The 14,220-nt window shown below is 57.4% G+C and carries 13 protein-coding genes and 1 tRNA gene; 9 read left to right on the top strand and 5 right to left on the bottom strand.

The window, feature by feature from the left end:
- Positions 1-6: 6 nt before the first annotated feature.
- The 5 genes from MEFOE_RS08185 to MEFOE_RS08165 all read left to right on the top strand — a co-directional run bounded on the left by MEFOE_RS08185 (position 7) and on the right by MEFOE_RS08165 (position 5,797).
- Positions 7-684, top strand: coding sequence for an ABC transporter ATP-binding protein (locus MEFOE_RS08185; protein ID WP_067050863.1), 678 nt, complete (start codon positions 7-9; stop codon positions 682-684).
- Positions 681-1,907 carry an ABC transporter permease gene (locus tag MEFOE_RS08180; RefSeq protein ID WP_067050860.1) on the top strand — a complete coding sequence of 409 codons (1,227 nt, stop codon included), beginning with the start codon at positions 681-683 and terminating at the stop codon, positions 1,905-1,907. Before MEFOE_RS08185 ends, MEFOE_RS08180 begins: the two co-directional genes overlap by 4 nt.
- A gap of 70 nt (positions 1,908-1,977) precedes the next feature.
- The gene (locus MEFOE_RS08175; RefSeq protein ID WP_067050858.1) at positions 1,978-2,772 is read left to right on the top strand and encodes an FHA domain-containing protein; all 795 of its coding nucleotides are present in this window, start codon (positions 1,978-1,980) and stop codon (positions 2,770-2,772) included.
- Positions 2,773-3,722: 950 nt separating this feature from the next.
- Entirely contained in the window at positions 3,723-4,580 is an 858-nt protein-coding gene (locus tag MEFOE_RS14010) for a serine/threonine-protein kinase (RefSeq protein WP_160329517.1), read from the top strand.
- A 503-nt stretch (positions 4,581-5,083) separates the two neighbouring features.
- Positions 5,084-5,797, top strand: a complete 714-nt coding sequence (locus MEFOE_RS08165) for a PP2C family protein-serine/threonine phosphatase (RefSeq protein ID WP_067050850.1) — start codon at positions 5,084-5,086, stop codon at positions 5,795-5,797.
- Positions 5,798-5,804: 7 nt separating this feature from the next.
- Here MEFOE_RS08165 and MEFOE_RS08160 read toward each other — a convergent pair whose 3' ends face one another.
- The gene (locus tag MEFOE_RS08160) at positions 5,805-6,590 is read right to left on the bottom strand and encodes a heparan-alpha-glucosaminide N-acetyltransferase (protein ID WP_067053129.1); all 786 of its coding nucleotides are present in this window, start codon (positions 6,588-6,590) and stop codon (positions 5,805-5,807) included.
- Between the two features lie 207 nt (positions 6,591-6,797).
- On the opposite strand from MEFOE_RS08160, the gene MEFOE_RS08155 reads away from it, so the two are divergent.
- Complete coding sequence (locus tag MEFOE_RS08155; protein ID WP_067050847.1) at positions 6,798-9,785, top strand: PAS domain S-box protein; 2,988 nt, start codon at positions 6,798-6,800, stop codon at positions 9,783-9,785.
- Here MEFOE_RS08155 and MEFOE_RS08150 read toward each other — a convergent pair.
- Complete coding sequence (locus MEFOE_RS08150) at positions 9,780-10,334, bottom strand: diacylglycerol/polyprenol kinase family protein (protein ID WP_067050844.1); 555 nt, start codon at positions 10,332-10,334, stop codon at positions 9,780-9,782. The genes MEFOE_RS08155 and MEFOE_RS08150 overlap by 6 nt on opposite strands.
- An 86-nt stretch (positions 10,335-10,420) precedes the next feature.
- Between MEFOE_RS08150 and MEFOE_RS08145 the strand changes: the two genes are divergently transcribed.
- Both MEFOE_RS08145 and MEFOE_RS14690 read left to right on the top strand, forming a co-directional pair.
- Positions 10,421-10,609 carry a hypothetical protein gene (locus MEFOE_RS08145; protein ID WP_067050841.1) on the top strand — a complete coding sequence of 63 codons (189 nt, stop codon included), beginning with the start codon at positions 10,421-10,423 and terminating at the stop codon, positions 10,607-10,609.
- A gap of 235 nt (positions 10,610-10,844) precedes the next feature.
- A complete protein-coding gene (locus tag MEFOE_RS14690; RefSeq protein ID WP_394326510.1) occupies positions 10,845-11,231 on the top strand; it encodes a rubredoxin in 387 nt (128 codons plus the stop codon).
- Here MEFOE_RS14690 and MEFOE_RS08135 read toward each other — a convergent pair.
- On the bottom strand, positions 11,186-11,476 hold the full coding sequence (locus MEFOE_RS08135) for a hypothetical protein (protein ID WP_067050839.1): 291 nt from the start codon (positions 11,474-11,476) through the stop codon (positions 11,186-11,188). The two genes, MEFOE_RS14690 and MEFOE_RS08135, sit on opposite strands and share 46 nt — an antisense overlap.
- A gap of 293 nt (positions 11,477-11,769) precedes the next feature.
- Between MEFOE_RS08135 and MEFOE_RS14005 the strand changes: the two genes are divergently transcribed.
- Positions 11,770-11,922, top strand: coding sequence for a hypothetical protein (locus MEFOE_RS14005; RefSeq protein WP_160329516.1), 153 nt, complete (start codon positions 11,770-11,772; stop codon positions 11,920-11,922).
- A 775-nt stretch (positions 11,923-12,697) separates the two neighbouring features.
- Here MEFOE_RS14005 and MEFOE_RS08130 read toward each other — a convergent pair.
- Positions 12,698-13,801, bottom strand: a complete 1,104-nt coding sequence (locus tag MEFOE_RS08130; RefSeq protein ID WP_067050836.1) for a DMT family transporter — start codon at positions 13,799-13,801, stop codon at positions 12,698-12,700.
- A gap of 184 nt (positions 13,802-13,985) precedes the next feature.
- Positions 13,986-14,070 (bottom strand) — tRNA-Leu (locus MEFOE_RS08125).
- Between the last annotated feature and the right edge of the window lie 150 nt (positions 14,071-14,220).

The raw sequence follows: 14,220 nt of genomic DNA, 5'->3' as shown, positions 1-14,220 counted from the left end.
AGAAAAATGAGCAGCGTTCCGGTCATCAGCCTGAAGGACGTCGTCAAGGTGTATCCTCTGCCCGCAGGAGACGTGGTGGCGCTCAAGGGGATCTCCCTCGACATCATGGACGGAGAGTTCGTGGCGATCATGGGGCCGTCCGGGTCCGGAAAGTCCACTCTGCTCAACCAGATCGGCAGCCTGGACGTTCCGACCTCAGGCGACCTCTTCATCGCGGGTCGGAACATCAGGGAGATGAACGACGACGAACTCACCGACATGCGGCGCGACACCATCGGCTACATCTTCCAGAAGTTCAACCTCATCCCCCTCCTCACCCTCTACGAGAACGTGGAATATCCATTGATCCTGAAATACGGGAAGAGGGACACGACCGGGAGACCGATCGAACTGCTGAATATGGTCGGGTTGGAGGGACCGATGATCGAGCACAAGCCCACCGAGATCTCGGGCGGGCAGCAGCAGAGGGTAGCGATTGCACGGGCACTCGTCAACGACCCGAAGATCCTCCTCTGCGACGAACCCACCGGAAACTTGGACACAAAGACGAGCGAACAGATCATGGACATCCTCACCGATCTGAACAGGCAGGGGCGGACGGTCATCATGGTCACCCACAACCCCGAAACGGCCACCTATGCCAACCGCACGATCGTCATCAGGGACGGGAGGGTCGTCTCATGAGCAGGAGCGTGGTCTTCGACCTCTCGGTACGAAACGTTCAGAGACACTTCCTCCGCTCCCTCCTCGCCGCCGTCGGCATCGTGATCGGTGTCATCGCCATCACCGCCCTCGGCATCATGGGGGCGAACATGACCCTTTCGGTTACCGAAACGCTTTCGGAGAACAGCGACACGATCAAGGTGTCGCCGGGCGGAGGGCATGGGGGCGGTGGCGACGGACCGGGCAGCGGACCGGGCGGAGGTGGCGGAGGATCCAGCGACGAGGACGAGTACATCTCTACCGATCAACTCAAGGACATTCAACAGGCCGCAAGTCCCAATACCGTGATCCCTGTCTACTCGGAGTCGGACACGATATCTGTCGGTGGTCAGGAAGGCAGGGCAACTGTCTACGGTCTTAACGAGAATGACATCGCCACCCTGCTCACCGTGACCAACGGCACCTATCTGAAGAGCACGTCGACCGCACTTGTAGGTCCCAATCTGGCCGAGCGCTACGGGATAAAGATCGGGAGCAGGATCGAGATCGGGGACGAGGATAGCGATGAGGGTACGAGCAAAGTCCGTGTCGCCGGCATTCTTGAAGAGCGGGGGATGACCTTCGACATCACCACCGACAACGCCATCGTCGTCTCGGATCGCTGGTTCACCGGCTTCTACGGCGGCGAAGGGGAGTACGACGAGGTCATCGTAAAACTCGACGATATCAACGATGCCGACGCGGTCGAGGAGGCGATCGATGACCAGTTGAACCGCAAAGAGGACGAGGTCACGATCTCGGACGCCTCGCGGATGATGGACTCGATCACCTCGTCGATCTCGACGATCATCTCCATGATGATGGGCATCGGCGCGATCTCCCTTGTCGTGGCCTCGGTGAGTATCTTCAACGTGATGATGATGTCGGTGACCGAAAGGGTCCGCGAGATCGGGATCCTGCGGAGCATCGGCACCCGCAGAAACGTGGTGCGGAAAATGTTCCTGTACGAAGCGTTCATCCTCGGTGCGGTGGGCGCAGGGATCGGCGGCGTCCTGAGCGTGATCATCGGGTATATGATCGTGTACAGTATGGTCGGGACGACGGATTACTTCTTCACCATCGAGAGTCTCATCTATGTCCCCTACGGGATAGCAGTCGGGATCATCGTCTGTGTGCTCTCGGGGGTCTATCCGGCATGGAAAGCCTCGAATCTCGATCCGATCCAGGCGCTGGCGGCTGAGTAGGGAGGGGGACCGATCTCCCTTCCCCGATGCAATGACTGAAATGATCCGGGACACATAGGGGGATAGAAGCATGGGAGAGAAAAAAGGACAGCATACGCTTGTTGTGGAGAAGGACCGGGCATTTCTCGACGAACTCTCGGAGTACCTCGATATCCTCGGGAATCCGACGCGCCTGCGGATCCTGACGGCTATCGAGACAGTGCCGAAGGATATCAGGACGATCTCTCGGGAGATCGAGACGAGTTATGAGAATACGAAAAAGCACCTCGACAAACTTCTCATGGTCGGCGTGATCCGAAAAGAGGCAGGAATGAGTGCTCCGACCTCGAAAGGGATCCATCTGGTCTGGAAATACTCGGTCATGCCCGGCGGCATCGAGGGGATCATCCAGAACCTCGGGCTCTTTTCCAATCTCCAGGTCCGCTTTGACGATGAGACTCTCTCTGAACGGATCGAGGCGGTGCTTGAGCAGGTTTCGGGAAAGATCGGTGCGGACATTCCTGTCGTCGTCCTTCTCGGCGGCCCCGAGGACGGCAGGGCCTTTCCCCTTACGACCGATATTGTTTCTGTAGGACGGGCCGACCCTGCGGCCGCGGGACCGTACGATCCCGAACATGACATCGTCCTCCCCGAAGAGTACGGCGCGGTGACACGGATCTCGCGCCCCCACTGCCGCCTGATCTCGTCAGGTGGCAGGTGGCAGGTCGAAGACTGCGGCAGCACCGGGGGGACATATCTGAATACCATGCGCCTTGACCTCCGCGTACGGGCAGATCTACATGATGGCAGCATCATCGAACTCGGAAAAGGGGCGAAGGGAGCGAGGCTCGTCTTCAGGATCCCGAAAGAGAGTACAGGCACATAATTCTTTTTTCTGTCCCGGTTCCTGTTTCCATGTGCTTTTAAACATTGAACCGATCATTACTATCTGCAGGAAAACAATTCTGCACGAGGCGCTGAAGAACCATGACCCGGGAGATTTGCCGGAGGGAGATCGTCTGTATCCTGCTCATTCTCCTTTGCATCCTCCCTGTCAGTGGTACGGGGAACCTGAGCGCATCCGTTCCGGAGAATCTGACTCATTATCCCGGACCGGAGTCCGTTTCCCGGATTGATGGTGAATACACCATTCAGGATTTTCTTGCTTCGGTGATTTTGCCGGAGCGTCCTCACGTCGTCAGGTCGGAGAACCTCTCTGATAGCCCTGTCATTCCTGAACAAAAACCGGAAAGAGATTTCAATGCGACGACGACGGCCGGACCGCCCCGTTTTATGCCGTTAATAGAGACCGGAAGTGCCTATATCATATTTCTGCTGACCTTCGGACTTTCCGTCCTTCTGCTTGTTACTCTCTCAAGGGCTGGAAGAAGGCCCTCCGTACAGTATTCTCTGGACTGCCGACAGGTCGCGGTCGTGGCGCTCGCGACTGCGTATCTTCTCCTGGGTATGGTTGCAGGATTCCTGTCCATTCCTGTCCTGTCCTTCTTCAGTGCATTGATGATTACCGGGGATCAGTTCTGGGTCGGGGGAGTGGCGGCATTCTCTATGGTCTATCTCTTCCTCTCGTCATTTTTCCTTTCTTATGCCACTTTTCATCGGAGTCCTCTTGTTCTCCTGCAGTTTGCTCATCCTCTCCCGGCTATTGCCCTGATGGCGATGTTCTGGTTGATGGCCGGTTCCGCGCCTCGGCCACCTATCGAAGGGGTGATCTATCCGATCTTTCTTATCATCTCGGTGATCCTCCCTATCCTGCACTGGCGGTGTCTCACGAAGCATCCCGGGACCACCGAAAAATCTTCCTCGTCTCAGACCCTGATGAGCGGCGAGGCACCCCCTTCCGTACGGATTGGAAACGGCTTCCCCTCGGAACTGGAAGAACGGTATGGAGATGCCGAACTCGTCGGCCGAGGAGGGATGGCTCTCGTCTTCAGGGCACAGAGACGGTCGGATGGGAAGATGGTTGCCGTCAAAGTGCCGACGCGCTACGACGAGGCGACAGGCCACTGTTTCATGAAGGAGATGCAGATCTGGAAGCAACTCCGCCACAAAAATATTGTCGAGGTCTACACCTACAACATCCTGCCCGTTCCCTTCGTGGAGATGGAGTTCGTCGGCCCCTCTCTGGCAGAGAGGAAGGTTCCCGTTCCTGTCGGAGAGGCCGTCTCCATCGTCAGGGGTGTTGCCGAAGGACTTGCGTACGCCCACGCTGCCGGCTTGATCCACCGGGACATCAAGCCGGGAAATATCCTGATCGCACCTGACGGAACGCCGAAGATCACGGACTGGGGGCTCGGCAAGGAGGTGGCCGACAGAAAAGAGACTCAGTTCATCGCATTTTCCCTTGATTATGCCACTCCCGAACAGATCTCGCCGAGCACCTATGGACGGGCGGACGCGCGGACCGATATCTTCCAGATGGGAGTGGTGTTCTACGAACTGCTGACAGGAAGGGTGCCTTTCAGCGGAGACGGCATGGGCGAGATGAGCGTCGCCATCCTCACCGACGCGCCGCTTCCCCCATCCCGGATCATGGAGAATCTCGGGGCCTTTGACGCCATTGTCCTGAAATGTCTTGAAAAAACACAGGAAAATCGGTATCAGTCCATCGAGGATCTTCTTTCCGACCTCGACGCCCTGCCGGGCGGACCGAACGGATCAGATGATCCGGTATAACCGACCGGTTCAACGATGGTCCCCGGCGATATCGTGCACGAAACCGGCATATTTTGGGAATATATATAGTCATAGGTCTATTTTTGATCAGGGTACCCCGGGAGGTACCCGTACCACCACACGAGATCAACCGCACAGAAACCAGCACCCCACCCGGGACCACAACAGTGCTCTGCCTCTGGCCATTGTCCCGGTACGCACCGCCCTGTGACCAGAAACGCTGGTACCATAGCCCGGAAGACAGCGGCGACCACAGAGTTATAAACCAGTCACGCTGCCCGAAAAAAAGGGGGACACAGAATGGAAAAAATGAAAAATGAACTGAAAAAATCGAGAGATGCGTTTTTCGAAAGTGTACGCACTCTTCACATGGCGTACCTGAGATCTAGGATACCCGGGGCCTCTGATGAAGACGCACCAGAGGACGACGCGATCCTCACGTCGCTGGCATCGGAACTGGGGTATCATACGACCCCTATCACGGGAACTACCCGCCTGTCCTGATGGCGATGGTGCACTATGACGTCGCAGGGATGAGCCGCGCCGGCCACCTGAGCAGGAACGAAGATGCCTATGCTGTGATCGAGACCGCTGATGCCTGCCTGCTCGCTGTCGCGGACGGTGTCGGCGGAGAGGCCGACGGAGACCGGGCAGCACAGATCGCCATTGAAACCGTCACATCGTTCTTCACCAGCATGTACCGCACAGGGATGGACGGTTCTGCGGTGAGGGGCCTCCTGGAATATGCGTTCTCCGGGGCAGACCGGCAGATCAGGGCCGCGGCCGTGGGGCAGGCAAGGATGGGGACCACTCTTGTTGCCGCCATTGTCAGGGAAGATCAGGTCTGGATCGCAAACTGCGGGGACAGCAGGGCTTTTGTTGCAGGTAAAGAGATCCTCTTCAAGACATGGGAGCATTCTCTTGTCAGCACGCTGGTCAGGATGGGATTCCTCGACCCGACTGCCGCCAGGGACCATCCCCTGAAGCATGTCATCACCCATGCCCTTGGCCTCACCCTCTGTGTGGACCTGTACGACGCGACGATCCCGGCAGACACTGCCCTTATCCTCTGCAGCGACGGCCTGAGAGATGACGTGGTCCGTGAAATCCTGGCAAAAGAAGAGATCCTCGAAAGCGAGACATTTGCACGGGCACTGGTGGAAGGCGGGGCCGCCACATCGGATGACGACGTGACAGTTGTTGTGCTGAAGGCCTGAACTCTTTTCATCCGGTCACAACCCTTGCGGCGAGGAGGACGGCCACGATCACCGGTTGGTGAAGGAGGTAGATCGCGAGTGAGTTCCTGCCCATCATGCAGAGGGCGTCCGCGCCCCTCCCCTCCATCGCAGGGACGCCGAACCTGCGTCTCCCTCCCGGATAGAGGAGAAAACCGATCGCCATGCCGATGAGGGCCACGCCGAGCCAGGGGACGATGGGGACATAGTCGACGCTATAAAATCCGGCAGGGGGGATGCCGAGGGGGATGAGCCAGGACGGGCCGGCGAGATTGCCGATGGGCACGGCGGCAAGGATGATCGCGGCGCCGACGAAGAGGTTCCACCGCCCGAAGCGCAGGAAGAAGGGGGCGGTGATGATGGCGAAGCCGATGAGGTGGAGGATGCCGAAGACGATGAAACCCTCGCCGAGGAAGATCCAGGTGGCGAGGGTGGCGAGCATGCCGAAGAGAAATACCTTGCCTCCTCTCCGCCCATACTCAAAACAGAGTGAAAGCCCGGTCATCTTCTGCCGTCTCCTCTCATAACTGATCGGGAGGGAGAGGCCGGCGAGGGCGATGAAGAGGGTGGCGGTGGCAAGGGCGAAGTACCGCCAGAACCCGTCCAGCACATCGACGGCAGCGGTTCCGAAGAACCAGAGGTCGAAGAGGAGATGATAGGCGACCATCATGACGATGGCAATCCCCCGCAGGAGGTCGATCTCCCGGAAGCGTCGTGACGACGAATGGGTGGAGAGGACCTCTCCCCATTTCCGGGCATATGGCTGTACATTCATCCTTTCTTCTTTCCTCCGGAAATCTTTCCGGATGATATGATTCCAGAGTATCTTAAACCCTGGTAACAGTGTCCTCTTTTCGGAAAGGACAATCCCGGGCAGGGCCCTGGACAAAATAGAATGAATCATATACAGAGAACAATATGTATTGTGTGCCGTCGAAAAAGTGAATGACAATCCATTACCTCATTTTTCCGGGAGATATCCATGATAAGCCTTCTGCTTGTGGACGACGAACCCGCCCTCCTCGATATCGGCACGGTATTTCTGGAAGAATGCGGGGACCTGTCCGTCGACACGGCCACAACCGTCGCGGAAGCACGGGAGAAACTCCGGAGTGGCAGATACGAGGCCGTCGTCTCAGACTATGATATGCCAGATATGGACGGGATCACTTTTCTCAAGGAGATCCGCCTCCGCCATCCGGACCTTCCTTTTATTCTTTTCACCGGAAAGGGACGGGAAAAAGTCGTCATAGAGGCACTGAATAGTGGGGCCGACTTTTATCTCCAGAAAGGTGGCGACCCTGTGGCACAGTTCGCAGAACTGTCCCACAAGATCCGGCAGGCCGTGCAAAGGAGAAGAGTAGAGTACGAACTCCGGAAATCTGAGAAAAAGTATCGGGAACTTGTCGATAACCTCCCGGAGGCACTCTTTAAATTGGACATTGAGGGAAACCTTGTCTATATCAATCGCAGGGGCCTGGAAATCCTTGGTCTGCCAGAGGGCGAGGCCTATGGGAAACCATGGTATTTCCATGTCCATCCTGACGACCGGAAAGATGCACAGGGTATAGGTAACCGTCTGATACGCACAGGCGGTCGGGCAAGAGATCTTGAGTTACGAGTCTTGACAGCGTCCGGAGGGGAAAAGACAATTTCCGTCCTCCTGAATCTTACCTCCATCAGGGACGATTCCGGCCATTTTGTGGGAGTACAGGGGATTGCAATCGATATCTCCGGGAAAAAACAGGCTGAAATCGCGTTGCAGGAGGCCGAAGAACGCTACCGCCTGATCACAGAGGGTATTGCCGACGGCGTGACCCTCGGGGATATGAGCGGGATCATTTTCTATGCCTCCCCTTCGATGACCAGGATCACCGGATACAGGAGCGGCGGCATGGTCGGCCATTCGTTCCGTGAGTTCGTTGTCGAAAAGGATCGGGAAATAATCGATGCCTGCTTCGAGAAAACACTTTTGAATGGAGAGAGTTTCGAGGGGCTCAGGGTCAGAGTGAAGAGAAAAGATGGAACCTGTATCTATGTTGAAATCAACGGCGGCCCGGTCATACGGGACGGGAAGGTAATAGGGGCGCAGAGTGTCACGCGGGATATCACCCGGCAGGTGCAGGTCGAGAACGCCCTCAGGGAGAGTGAAGAACGGTTAAATGTCACGTTGCACTCCATTGGAGATGGCGTCATCGTCACCGGGGAGGACGGGAGAGTGACCCTCATCAACACCGTGGCCGAGTCCCTGACCGGATGGAAGGAGGAGGAGGCTATCGGCATGTCCCTCACAGATGTTTTTCATATCGTCAATGAAAAGACCTTAATGCCGGTGAAAAATCCGGTTAAACGCGTGATTGAGGAGGGGTTCGTCACAGACCTTGCAAACCACACGGTGCTCCTGGCGCGTGACGGCACACGGAGGGCGATTGCCGACAGTGCCGCCCCCGTCAGGGATAAAAACGGCGTTATAATCGGTGCGGTGCTGGTCTTCCGTGACGTCACGGCAGAGAAGGAGACTGAGAAGGTCCGTCGTCACCTTGCAGCCATCATTGAGTCCTCTGACGATGCGATCTACGGGATGACGGTGGAGGGGGTCGTCACCAACTGGAATCAGGGGGCCGAAAGGATCTACGGGTACCCTGCCTCCGAAGCGCTTGGCAGTCATGTCTCTCTTTTTGCCCCCCCTGACCAAAACGAAGAATTCATGGACGTCATCAGGCAGATCACCCGGTCGGGCCGTATGGACTCCTTCGAAGCCGTCAGGTTGCGAAAGGATGGCGCCAGGATCCTGCTCTCTATCACGATCTCCCCGATAATGGGTGACAATGGCACGATTGCAGGATTTTCCGCCATTTCACGGGACATCACCAGACAGAAGGAGGCGGAGCACGCCCTCAACAAGAGCAGGCAGTGGCTTGAACATGTCGTTGAGGGTGTGAGACTGGGCACGTGGGAGTGGGACGCGCGGACAAGGAAAGTGACATTTAACCGGCACCTTGCTGTCATGCTCGGCTATCCGCAGGATTGTCTGGAGGCAGATGGACAGGCGATCGGTCTGCTGGTCTCTGAGGCAGACCGTGTCCCCGTGAAAGAGGCTGTTATTGCCACTCTGAAAGGGTTATCTCCTATCTTTGTACAGGAGGTACATCTCACAGGCGAAAATGGCCGTACCGTTCTGCTTCAGGCCTGGGGGATCGTGATGGAGAGAGACGAAGACGGCCACCCTACACGTCTGAGCGGGATCTGTCAGGACATCTCCGAGATCCGCGGGTACCAGGAGGCCCTGAAGAATGCAAACAAAAAGCTCAACCTCCTGAACAGCATCACCCGCCACGACCTCCTCAACCAGACGACGGCACTGCAGGGGTACATGACCCTCATCAATCGTGCTGCCGGTGAAGGCGATCCTGTTGTCAGGAAATATCTTGGCATATGCAGCGGGTTGATCGATGGGATCCAACGCCAGGTCGTCTTTACGCGGGACTATGAAGACATGGGAGTGAATGCCCCGGCATGGCAACATGTGGGTAACGCGGTCAGGAAAGCAGCTGCCGACCTCTCTTCAGGTGCCAGGAAGGTATCCATTCTTTCCGACACCGGCGATATCGAGGTCTATGCCGATCCCATGTTTGAAAAGGTGCTCTTCAACCTCTTCGACAATGCCCTCAGACACGGCGAAAGGGTGACCGAGATCAGGGTGTCGTTCCGGGCGAATGGCGACGGCGGTGTCCTCACGGTCGAGGACAACGGCGGCGGGATCGACCCTGACTCCTGGAGCAAGATCTTTCTGGCGGGATACGGGAGGAACACCGGGTACGGCCTCTTCCTTGCAAAGGAGATCCTTGACATCACCGGGATCAGCATCTCCGAAACCGGTGAGAATGGTGCAGGTGCGAGGTTCGAGATGACGGTGCCCGAAAGGGGTTACAGGGTAGGGAAAATCGGCATGCCGCCTGCCGGGTCATGAAAGCAGGGCGAGGGTCAGGGCGGTGCCGACCGCTACCGGTATGACAAGGTTGTCGTCGATGGGGGAGAGGAGTTCGGCGAGGGCTGCGACGCCGGCGACAAGGAGGGCAGCAGAGGGGTGCAGCATCGGCAGGAGGACAATGAACAGTGCAAAAAAGCCTGCCCCCGACCCTTCAAGTGTCTTCCCGTTGATGATCTTGTGCCTCCCGAAGCTGAGGCCGGCGATTGTCGCGACCGAGTCGAGGACCGTGAGGGAGAGGACGGCAATGAAGGCGACCTGCGGTGCGAAGGCCACCGAACAGAAGAGGGCGCTTGCAACGAAATAGACCGTGCCTTTCCCGGGGAAGACGTCCTCTCTTTCGAGGGCGCCGATGATCTCCGCGATGCCGGGCACGTACCAGCCGCGAAGCACGGCCTCGACGAGCATGAGGCCGCCAAGAAGGCCTGACGCATAGATGAGCACGGCAAGGCCGGGCACAGGGACAAGAAGGATGGATGCGATGCCCAGACCAAAGACGAGGTGGACCATCTGGCGGCCGTACTCGTGCATGCCCTGCGTGGCATGTGATAGGATAAATCCTTGTGGATCACCCCTTTCGAAGGATTAATCCTCTTCGCAGCGAAAAATTGTGTGATATGGCTGAAGATATCTATGAAGAGGTCGTCTGCAACCACTGCGACGGTATCGGCTGCACCAACTGCGGTCGCACCGGCAGGGTACTTGTGCGGCGGCCTGCAAAACGCTGCAGCCGGTGTGACGGTGTCGGTTGCATCTACTGCGGCTACACGGGCTGGGAAGGTCTGAAGGGGAAATACGAGGAGTAAGTACCTTCCCCCACAGCAGACCACACCTGCTGCCTTCCTTTTGAGTGTACCGGGGGATTCTATCGAAAGCCCCCGCCCATCTCAGGCTCGCACCTCGAAGACCTGACAGATTGTGGGACATTCAAGATGTGCCCTAACAGGAGATCATGAAGAGGCATCCCATTCTCAAGAGCAGCCGCTGACAGTCGAGGGCAAGAATATATATCGGGCCGGACGCATGGGAGTCCGGGGGACCATGATGGCAAAGGTGAACCGGTATATCTGCAGGTACTGCGGCTACGTGTATTCTCCGCTCAGGGGCGAACCGCACCGGGGCATACCGGCGGGGACGGAGTTCGAAGACCTGCCCGAGGATTATATCTGTCCGGTCTGCGGGGCGACGGGAAAGGGGCCGATAGGCACCTGGGGCTTCGAACCCTGGAACCCTACGAGATATGTCTGCAAGATCTGCGGGTATGTGTACGACCAGAAGCGGGGTGAACCGCACCGCGGCATTCCGGCAGGGACGGAGTTCGAAGATCTGCCTGATGACTATGCCTGCCCGGTCTGCGGACTGGACCCGAAGATATCAAAGTATTACGGCAAGGTCGGTAAGACCCAGTTCGAGGCCCTGGAGTACTGATCCTTGCTGAGGTTTGTGGTGACTGTCCTGTTGAGGATCTCCACAAACCGTCTATTTTCTGCCTCGGTAAGAGGTCTGTCTCTCATCTCCTCGATCCTGAGATCGAGTTCTCCGTCCGAGTACTCCGCGATGACCACAAGACTCTGAGAGGCCGGGTTCCCGAAGATCTCTCTGAGTTCCTCGTTCCTGTTCAGGTCATCGATGATCTGTGAGAGTACCCCCATCCTGATGCCCACACGCTTCATACCCCCTCCGCATATTGTGGTGATGGACGGCGTATTGCCATTCAGATATATAAAGAGGACGCCGGGGGTACGGACAGGGCCTCAGGGGCCTCATCCCGGTCCAGAACCCTGCGTCTCTGCCGGGACGGTGCGTCCCCGCGCCTGTCGGAGGAAAGGCGAATGTCGGGAACGAACAATACAGATTAGACCTCCGCAATGGAAATATTTCCGGATCTTTCATCATAAATCATGAGGAAGTCCAGAAAATTATAAAGGAAGACATATATGGGGAACCTTCCAACTGAAGGAAGGAGATGAAGACGAAGATGCTCATGTACCAGGATTCGATTTCTGAGTGGTACAATGGTGAGTTCAAGGAGTGCGTGCGGAATATCAATCTGTACCGTACCGTCGCGATGAAACTCGGGACCGTCGCGAAGGCCGACCTTGAAATCCGTGACCTCTGAATAATCTAAAATATCGGCTCTGTTGAAAACCTTTTCTGGTGTGCCCGTGCCGGGGGACTTTTGCCCCCGAACCCCCGCGCAAGGATTGGCGGGGATATGGTGCTCTCCCCCTCTGAATGTCCTGTTCACTCTTCCCGAGCCCATCGCAATAGGGGGTCCGGGGGTGAAACCCCCGGCAGAAAGGAGAGGAAAGGCGAGGGATCTGTGCTCCCTCCCCGGGATCACAGGGGAGACATCAAACATGGTATGAGGGTTTCAACAAAGAGCATATCCCAAAACTCTCGTTCACTCCCTTCATCCGTGCATGGGAACTCGGGAGAAAAGATCATGAACGGGTCGATATCTTCCTGAATTTCATGAAGAATCGTGCGAAACCACCGCCTTCCCCCAGATCTCTGCCGGGGGACTGACGCCCCCGGACCCCCGAAACAGGATAGGGTCAGGGAAGAGAGACCAGAGATCCTGATGAAGGAGATTGCCCTCCACCCCCTCTCGCAATGAGGGGGGTGCGAGCGTTAGCGAGCATGAGAAGACGAAGTCTTCGAGGGCGGGGGGTGAAACCCCCCGGACAAGACACCAGAACTGGATTTTTCAGAACCGAATGTGAGTCCTTTCATCGGCGTGAATGAAGGTTCGGATCAGTTTTGGGATGACCTCAAAGCCAAAATATCGTCTTTTTCGGGGCGGTCGGACCAGACCGAGACGGCGCCCCGAAGACCTCCCTGTTTTGTCCGGCAGCGCCTGCACGCGCACTGCCGGGAAACTCAGGGGCACATCAGTACTTTGCGCTGCCGGCGCCGTCATGGCGGTGCTGGTGATGGGTGTCAGGGCTGTGCGGGTGGTCATGCCAGAGGTCGTGGTGGGCATGGGGATGGGAGTGGTACCCGTGCCGGTCGATGGCAGGCGTGCCTGCCGGGTGCTCGTGGTCGTGGTGGAGGTCGTCGTGCCTGTGACGGTGTTCGTGCACCATCGCCTCGTGGTGGTGGGAGTGAGAATGCCGCTCTGTGATGAGGAGATAGGCGCCGAGGCCCATGGTCAGGAGAGACGGGTAGAAGAGGACGCCCGGGTCGTCCGTGAAGAGAAAGAAAGAGACCAGGACACCGAAGAAGGGCGAGGTCGAGACGAGCGCACCTGTCCTGGCTGAACCTATCCCCCTCAGTGCCATCAAGAAGAAGACACTCATCAGGCCGCCGTACCCGAGGAAACCGATGATCATGGCGGCGCAGCAGGTCTCAGGTGACGGGATGGCCTCGCCGAGGGCCCGGGCAATGAAGAAGGTGACCGTACCGGCGCCGAGGCCCTTGATCATCACAATGGGTATGGGGTCTTTCGCCGAGATCATCTTACTGAAGTTGTTGTCAAGACCCCAGAAGGTGCAGGTGAGGAGGATGCCGAGGGCGGCAATAGAGAAGCCGAAGGCCTGATCGGGGTTCCATGAGAGGATGATACAGGAGAAGGTGATCAGGCAGAGCGCAGCCCCCATCCGGCGGCCGATCGGTTCCCGGTACCACATGACCGCAATGATGGCCGTGGCCACGGCCTCGAAGTTGAGGAGGAGAGCGGCGGTGGCCGCCGGCGTGTGGGCGAGGCTCACCATCAGCACAATAGGCGCAAGGACGCCGCCCGAAACGACCACGCCGACAAGCCAGGGGAGGTCTGAACGGCTGAGCGACGCCTCGACACCGTCTCTTCCGTTGCCTGAAAGGGATCCTGCCATGAGATAGATCAGAAGGCCGGTTCCGCTCCCGAGAAAGAGGAGTGACGCCATGGTGACCGGCCCGACACCGCCGAGAAGAAGTTTGGAGAAGGGTGCCGTGATCCCGAAGAGTGCGGCGGCAGCCAGGGCATAGATGACAGGAAGGCGCTCAGAGAAAGACATATGACCAGATATGACTGTTCATGTTGGTCCGGCTGTGTCTTATACCTGTTGAGGCGGGAGGGAGTTCATGCACGGTGCGCCAGGGAAAACGCCTGACCCTGCTGGAACACTGTCCGTTCAAAGACAGATCTGACAGAAGAGTTCTTGCAACAAAAGCAGAGAGAACAGATATCATAAAAGAAAATGCGAGGGAAGGGATTCGAACCCTCGAACACCTACGTGACAAGGCCCTCAACCTTGCGCCTTTGACCTGGCTTGGCAACCCTCGCCTGTTACCCTATAGAGAAGGATCTTCACATTTTTTAATCTATCGCTCAACCCGGGCACGCAAACCTCTCCTACAGAGTACCTCCCCGGAAAATCGCGGAATGGCGGGGTATCCGGCCCGGTGAGCGCAATGGTGCCGACCCCAAGAATCA

It is taken from the genome of Methanofollis ethanolicus (assembly GCF_001571385.1).
Taxonomy (GTDB): Archaea; Halobacteriota; Methanomicrobia; order Methanomicrobiales; family Methanofollaceae; genus Methanofollis; species Methanofollis ethanolicus.
Note: the sequence above shows the minus strand (reverse complement) of the source record. Positions and strands in the feature narration are given on the sequence as shown.

Excerpts from the sequence above, each read along its gene's own strand:
- MEFOE_RS08155 (WP_067050847.1), top strand. The coding sequence starts at position 6,798 with ATGATAAGCCTTCTGCTTGTGGACGACGAACCCGCCCTCCTCGATATC.
- MEFOE_RS08180 (WP_067050860.1), top strand. The coding sequence starts at position 681 with ATGAGCAGGAGCGTGGTCTTCGACCTCTCGGTACGAAACGTTCAGAGA.
- MEFOE_RS08175 (WP_067050858.1), top strand. The coding sequence starts at position 1,978 with ATGGGAGAGAAAAAAGGACAGCATACGCTTGTTGTGGAGAAGGACCGG.
- MEFOE_RS08160 (WP_067053129.1), bottom strand. The coding sequence starts at position 6,590 with ATGAATGTACAGCCATATGCCCGGAAATGGGGAGAGGTCCTCTCCACC.
- MEFOE_RS08145 (WP_067050841.1), top strand. The coding sequence starts at position 10,421 with ATGGCTGAAGATATCTATGAAGAGGTCGTCTGCAACCACTGCGACGGT.
- MEFOE_RS14010 (WP_160329517.1), top strand. The coding sequence starts at position 3,723 with ATGAGCGGCGAGGCACCCCCTTCCGTACGGATTGGAAACGGCTTCCCC.
- MEFOE_RS14690 (WP_394326510.1), top strand. The coding sequence starts at position 10,845 with ATGATGGCAAAGGTGAACCGGTATATCTGCAGGTACTGCGGCTACGTG.
- MEFOE_RS08165 (WP_067050850.1), top strand. The coding sequence starts at position 5,084 with ATGGCGATGGTGCACTATGACGTCGCAGGGATGAGCCGCGCCGGCCAC.
- MEFOE_RS14005 (WP_160329516.1), top strand. The coding sequence starts at position 11,770 with ATGAAGACGAAGATGCTCATGTACCAGGATTCGATTTCTGAGTGGTAC.
- MEFOE_RS08150 (WP_067050844.1), bottom strand. The coding sequence starts at position 10,334 with ATGCACGAGTACGGCCGCCAGATGGTCCACCTCGTCTTTGGTCTGGGC.
- MEFOE_RS08185 (WP_067050863.1), top strand. The coding sequence starts at position 7 with ATGAGCAGCGTTCCGGTCATCAGCCTGAAGGACGTCGTCAAGGTGTAT.
- MEFOE_RS08135 (WP_067050839.1), bottom strand. The coding sequence starts at position 11,476 with ATGAAGCGTGTGGGCATCAGGATGGGGGTACTCTCACAGATCATCGAT.
- MEFOE_RS08130 (WP_067050836.1), bottom strand. The coding sequence starts at position 13,801 with ATGTCTTTCTCTGAGCGCCTTCCTGTCATCTATGCCCTGGCTGCCGCC.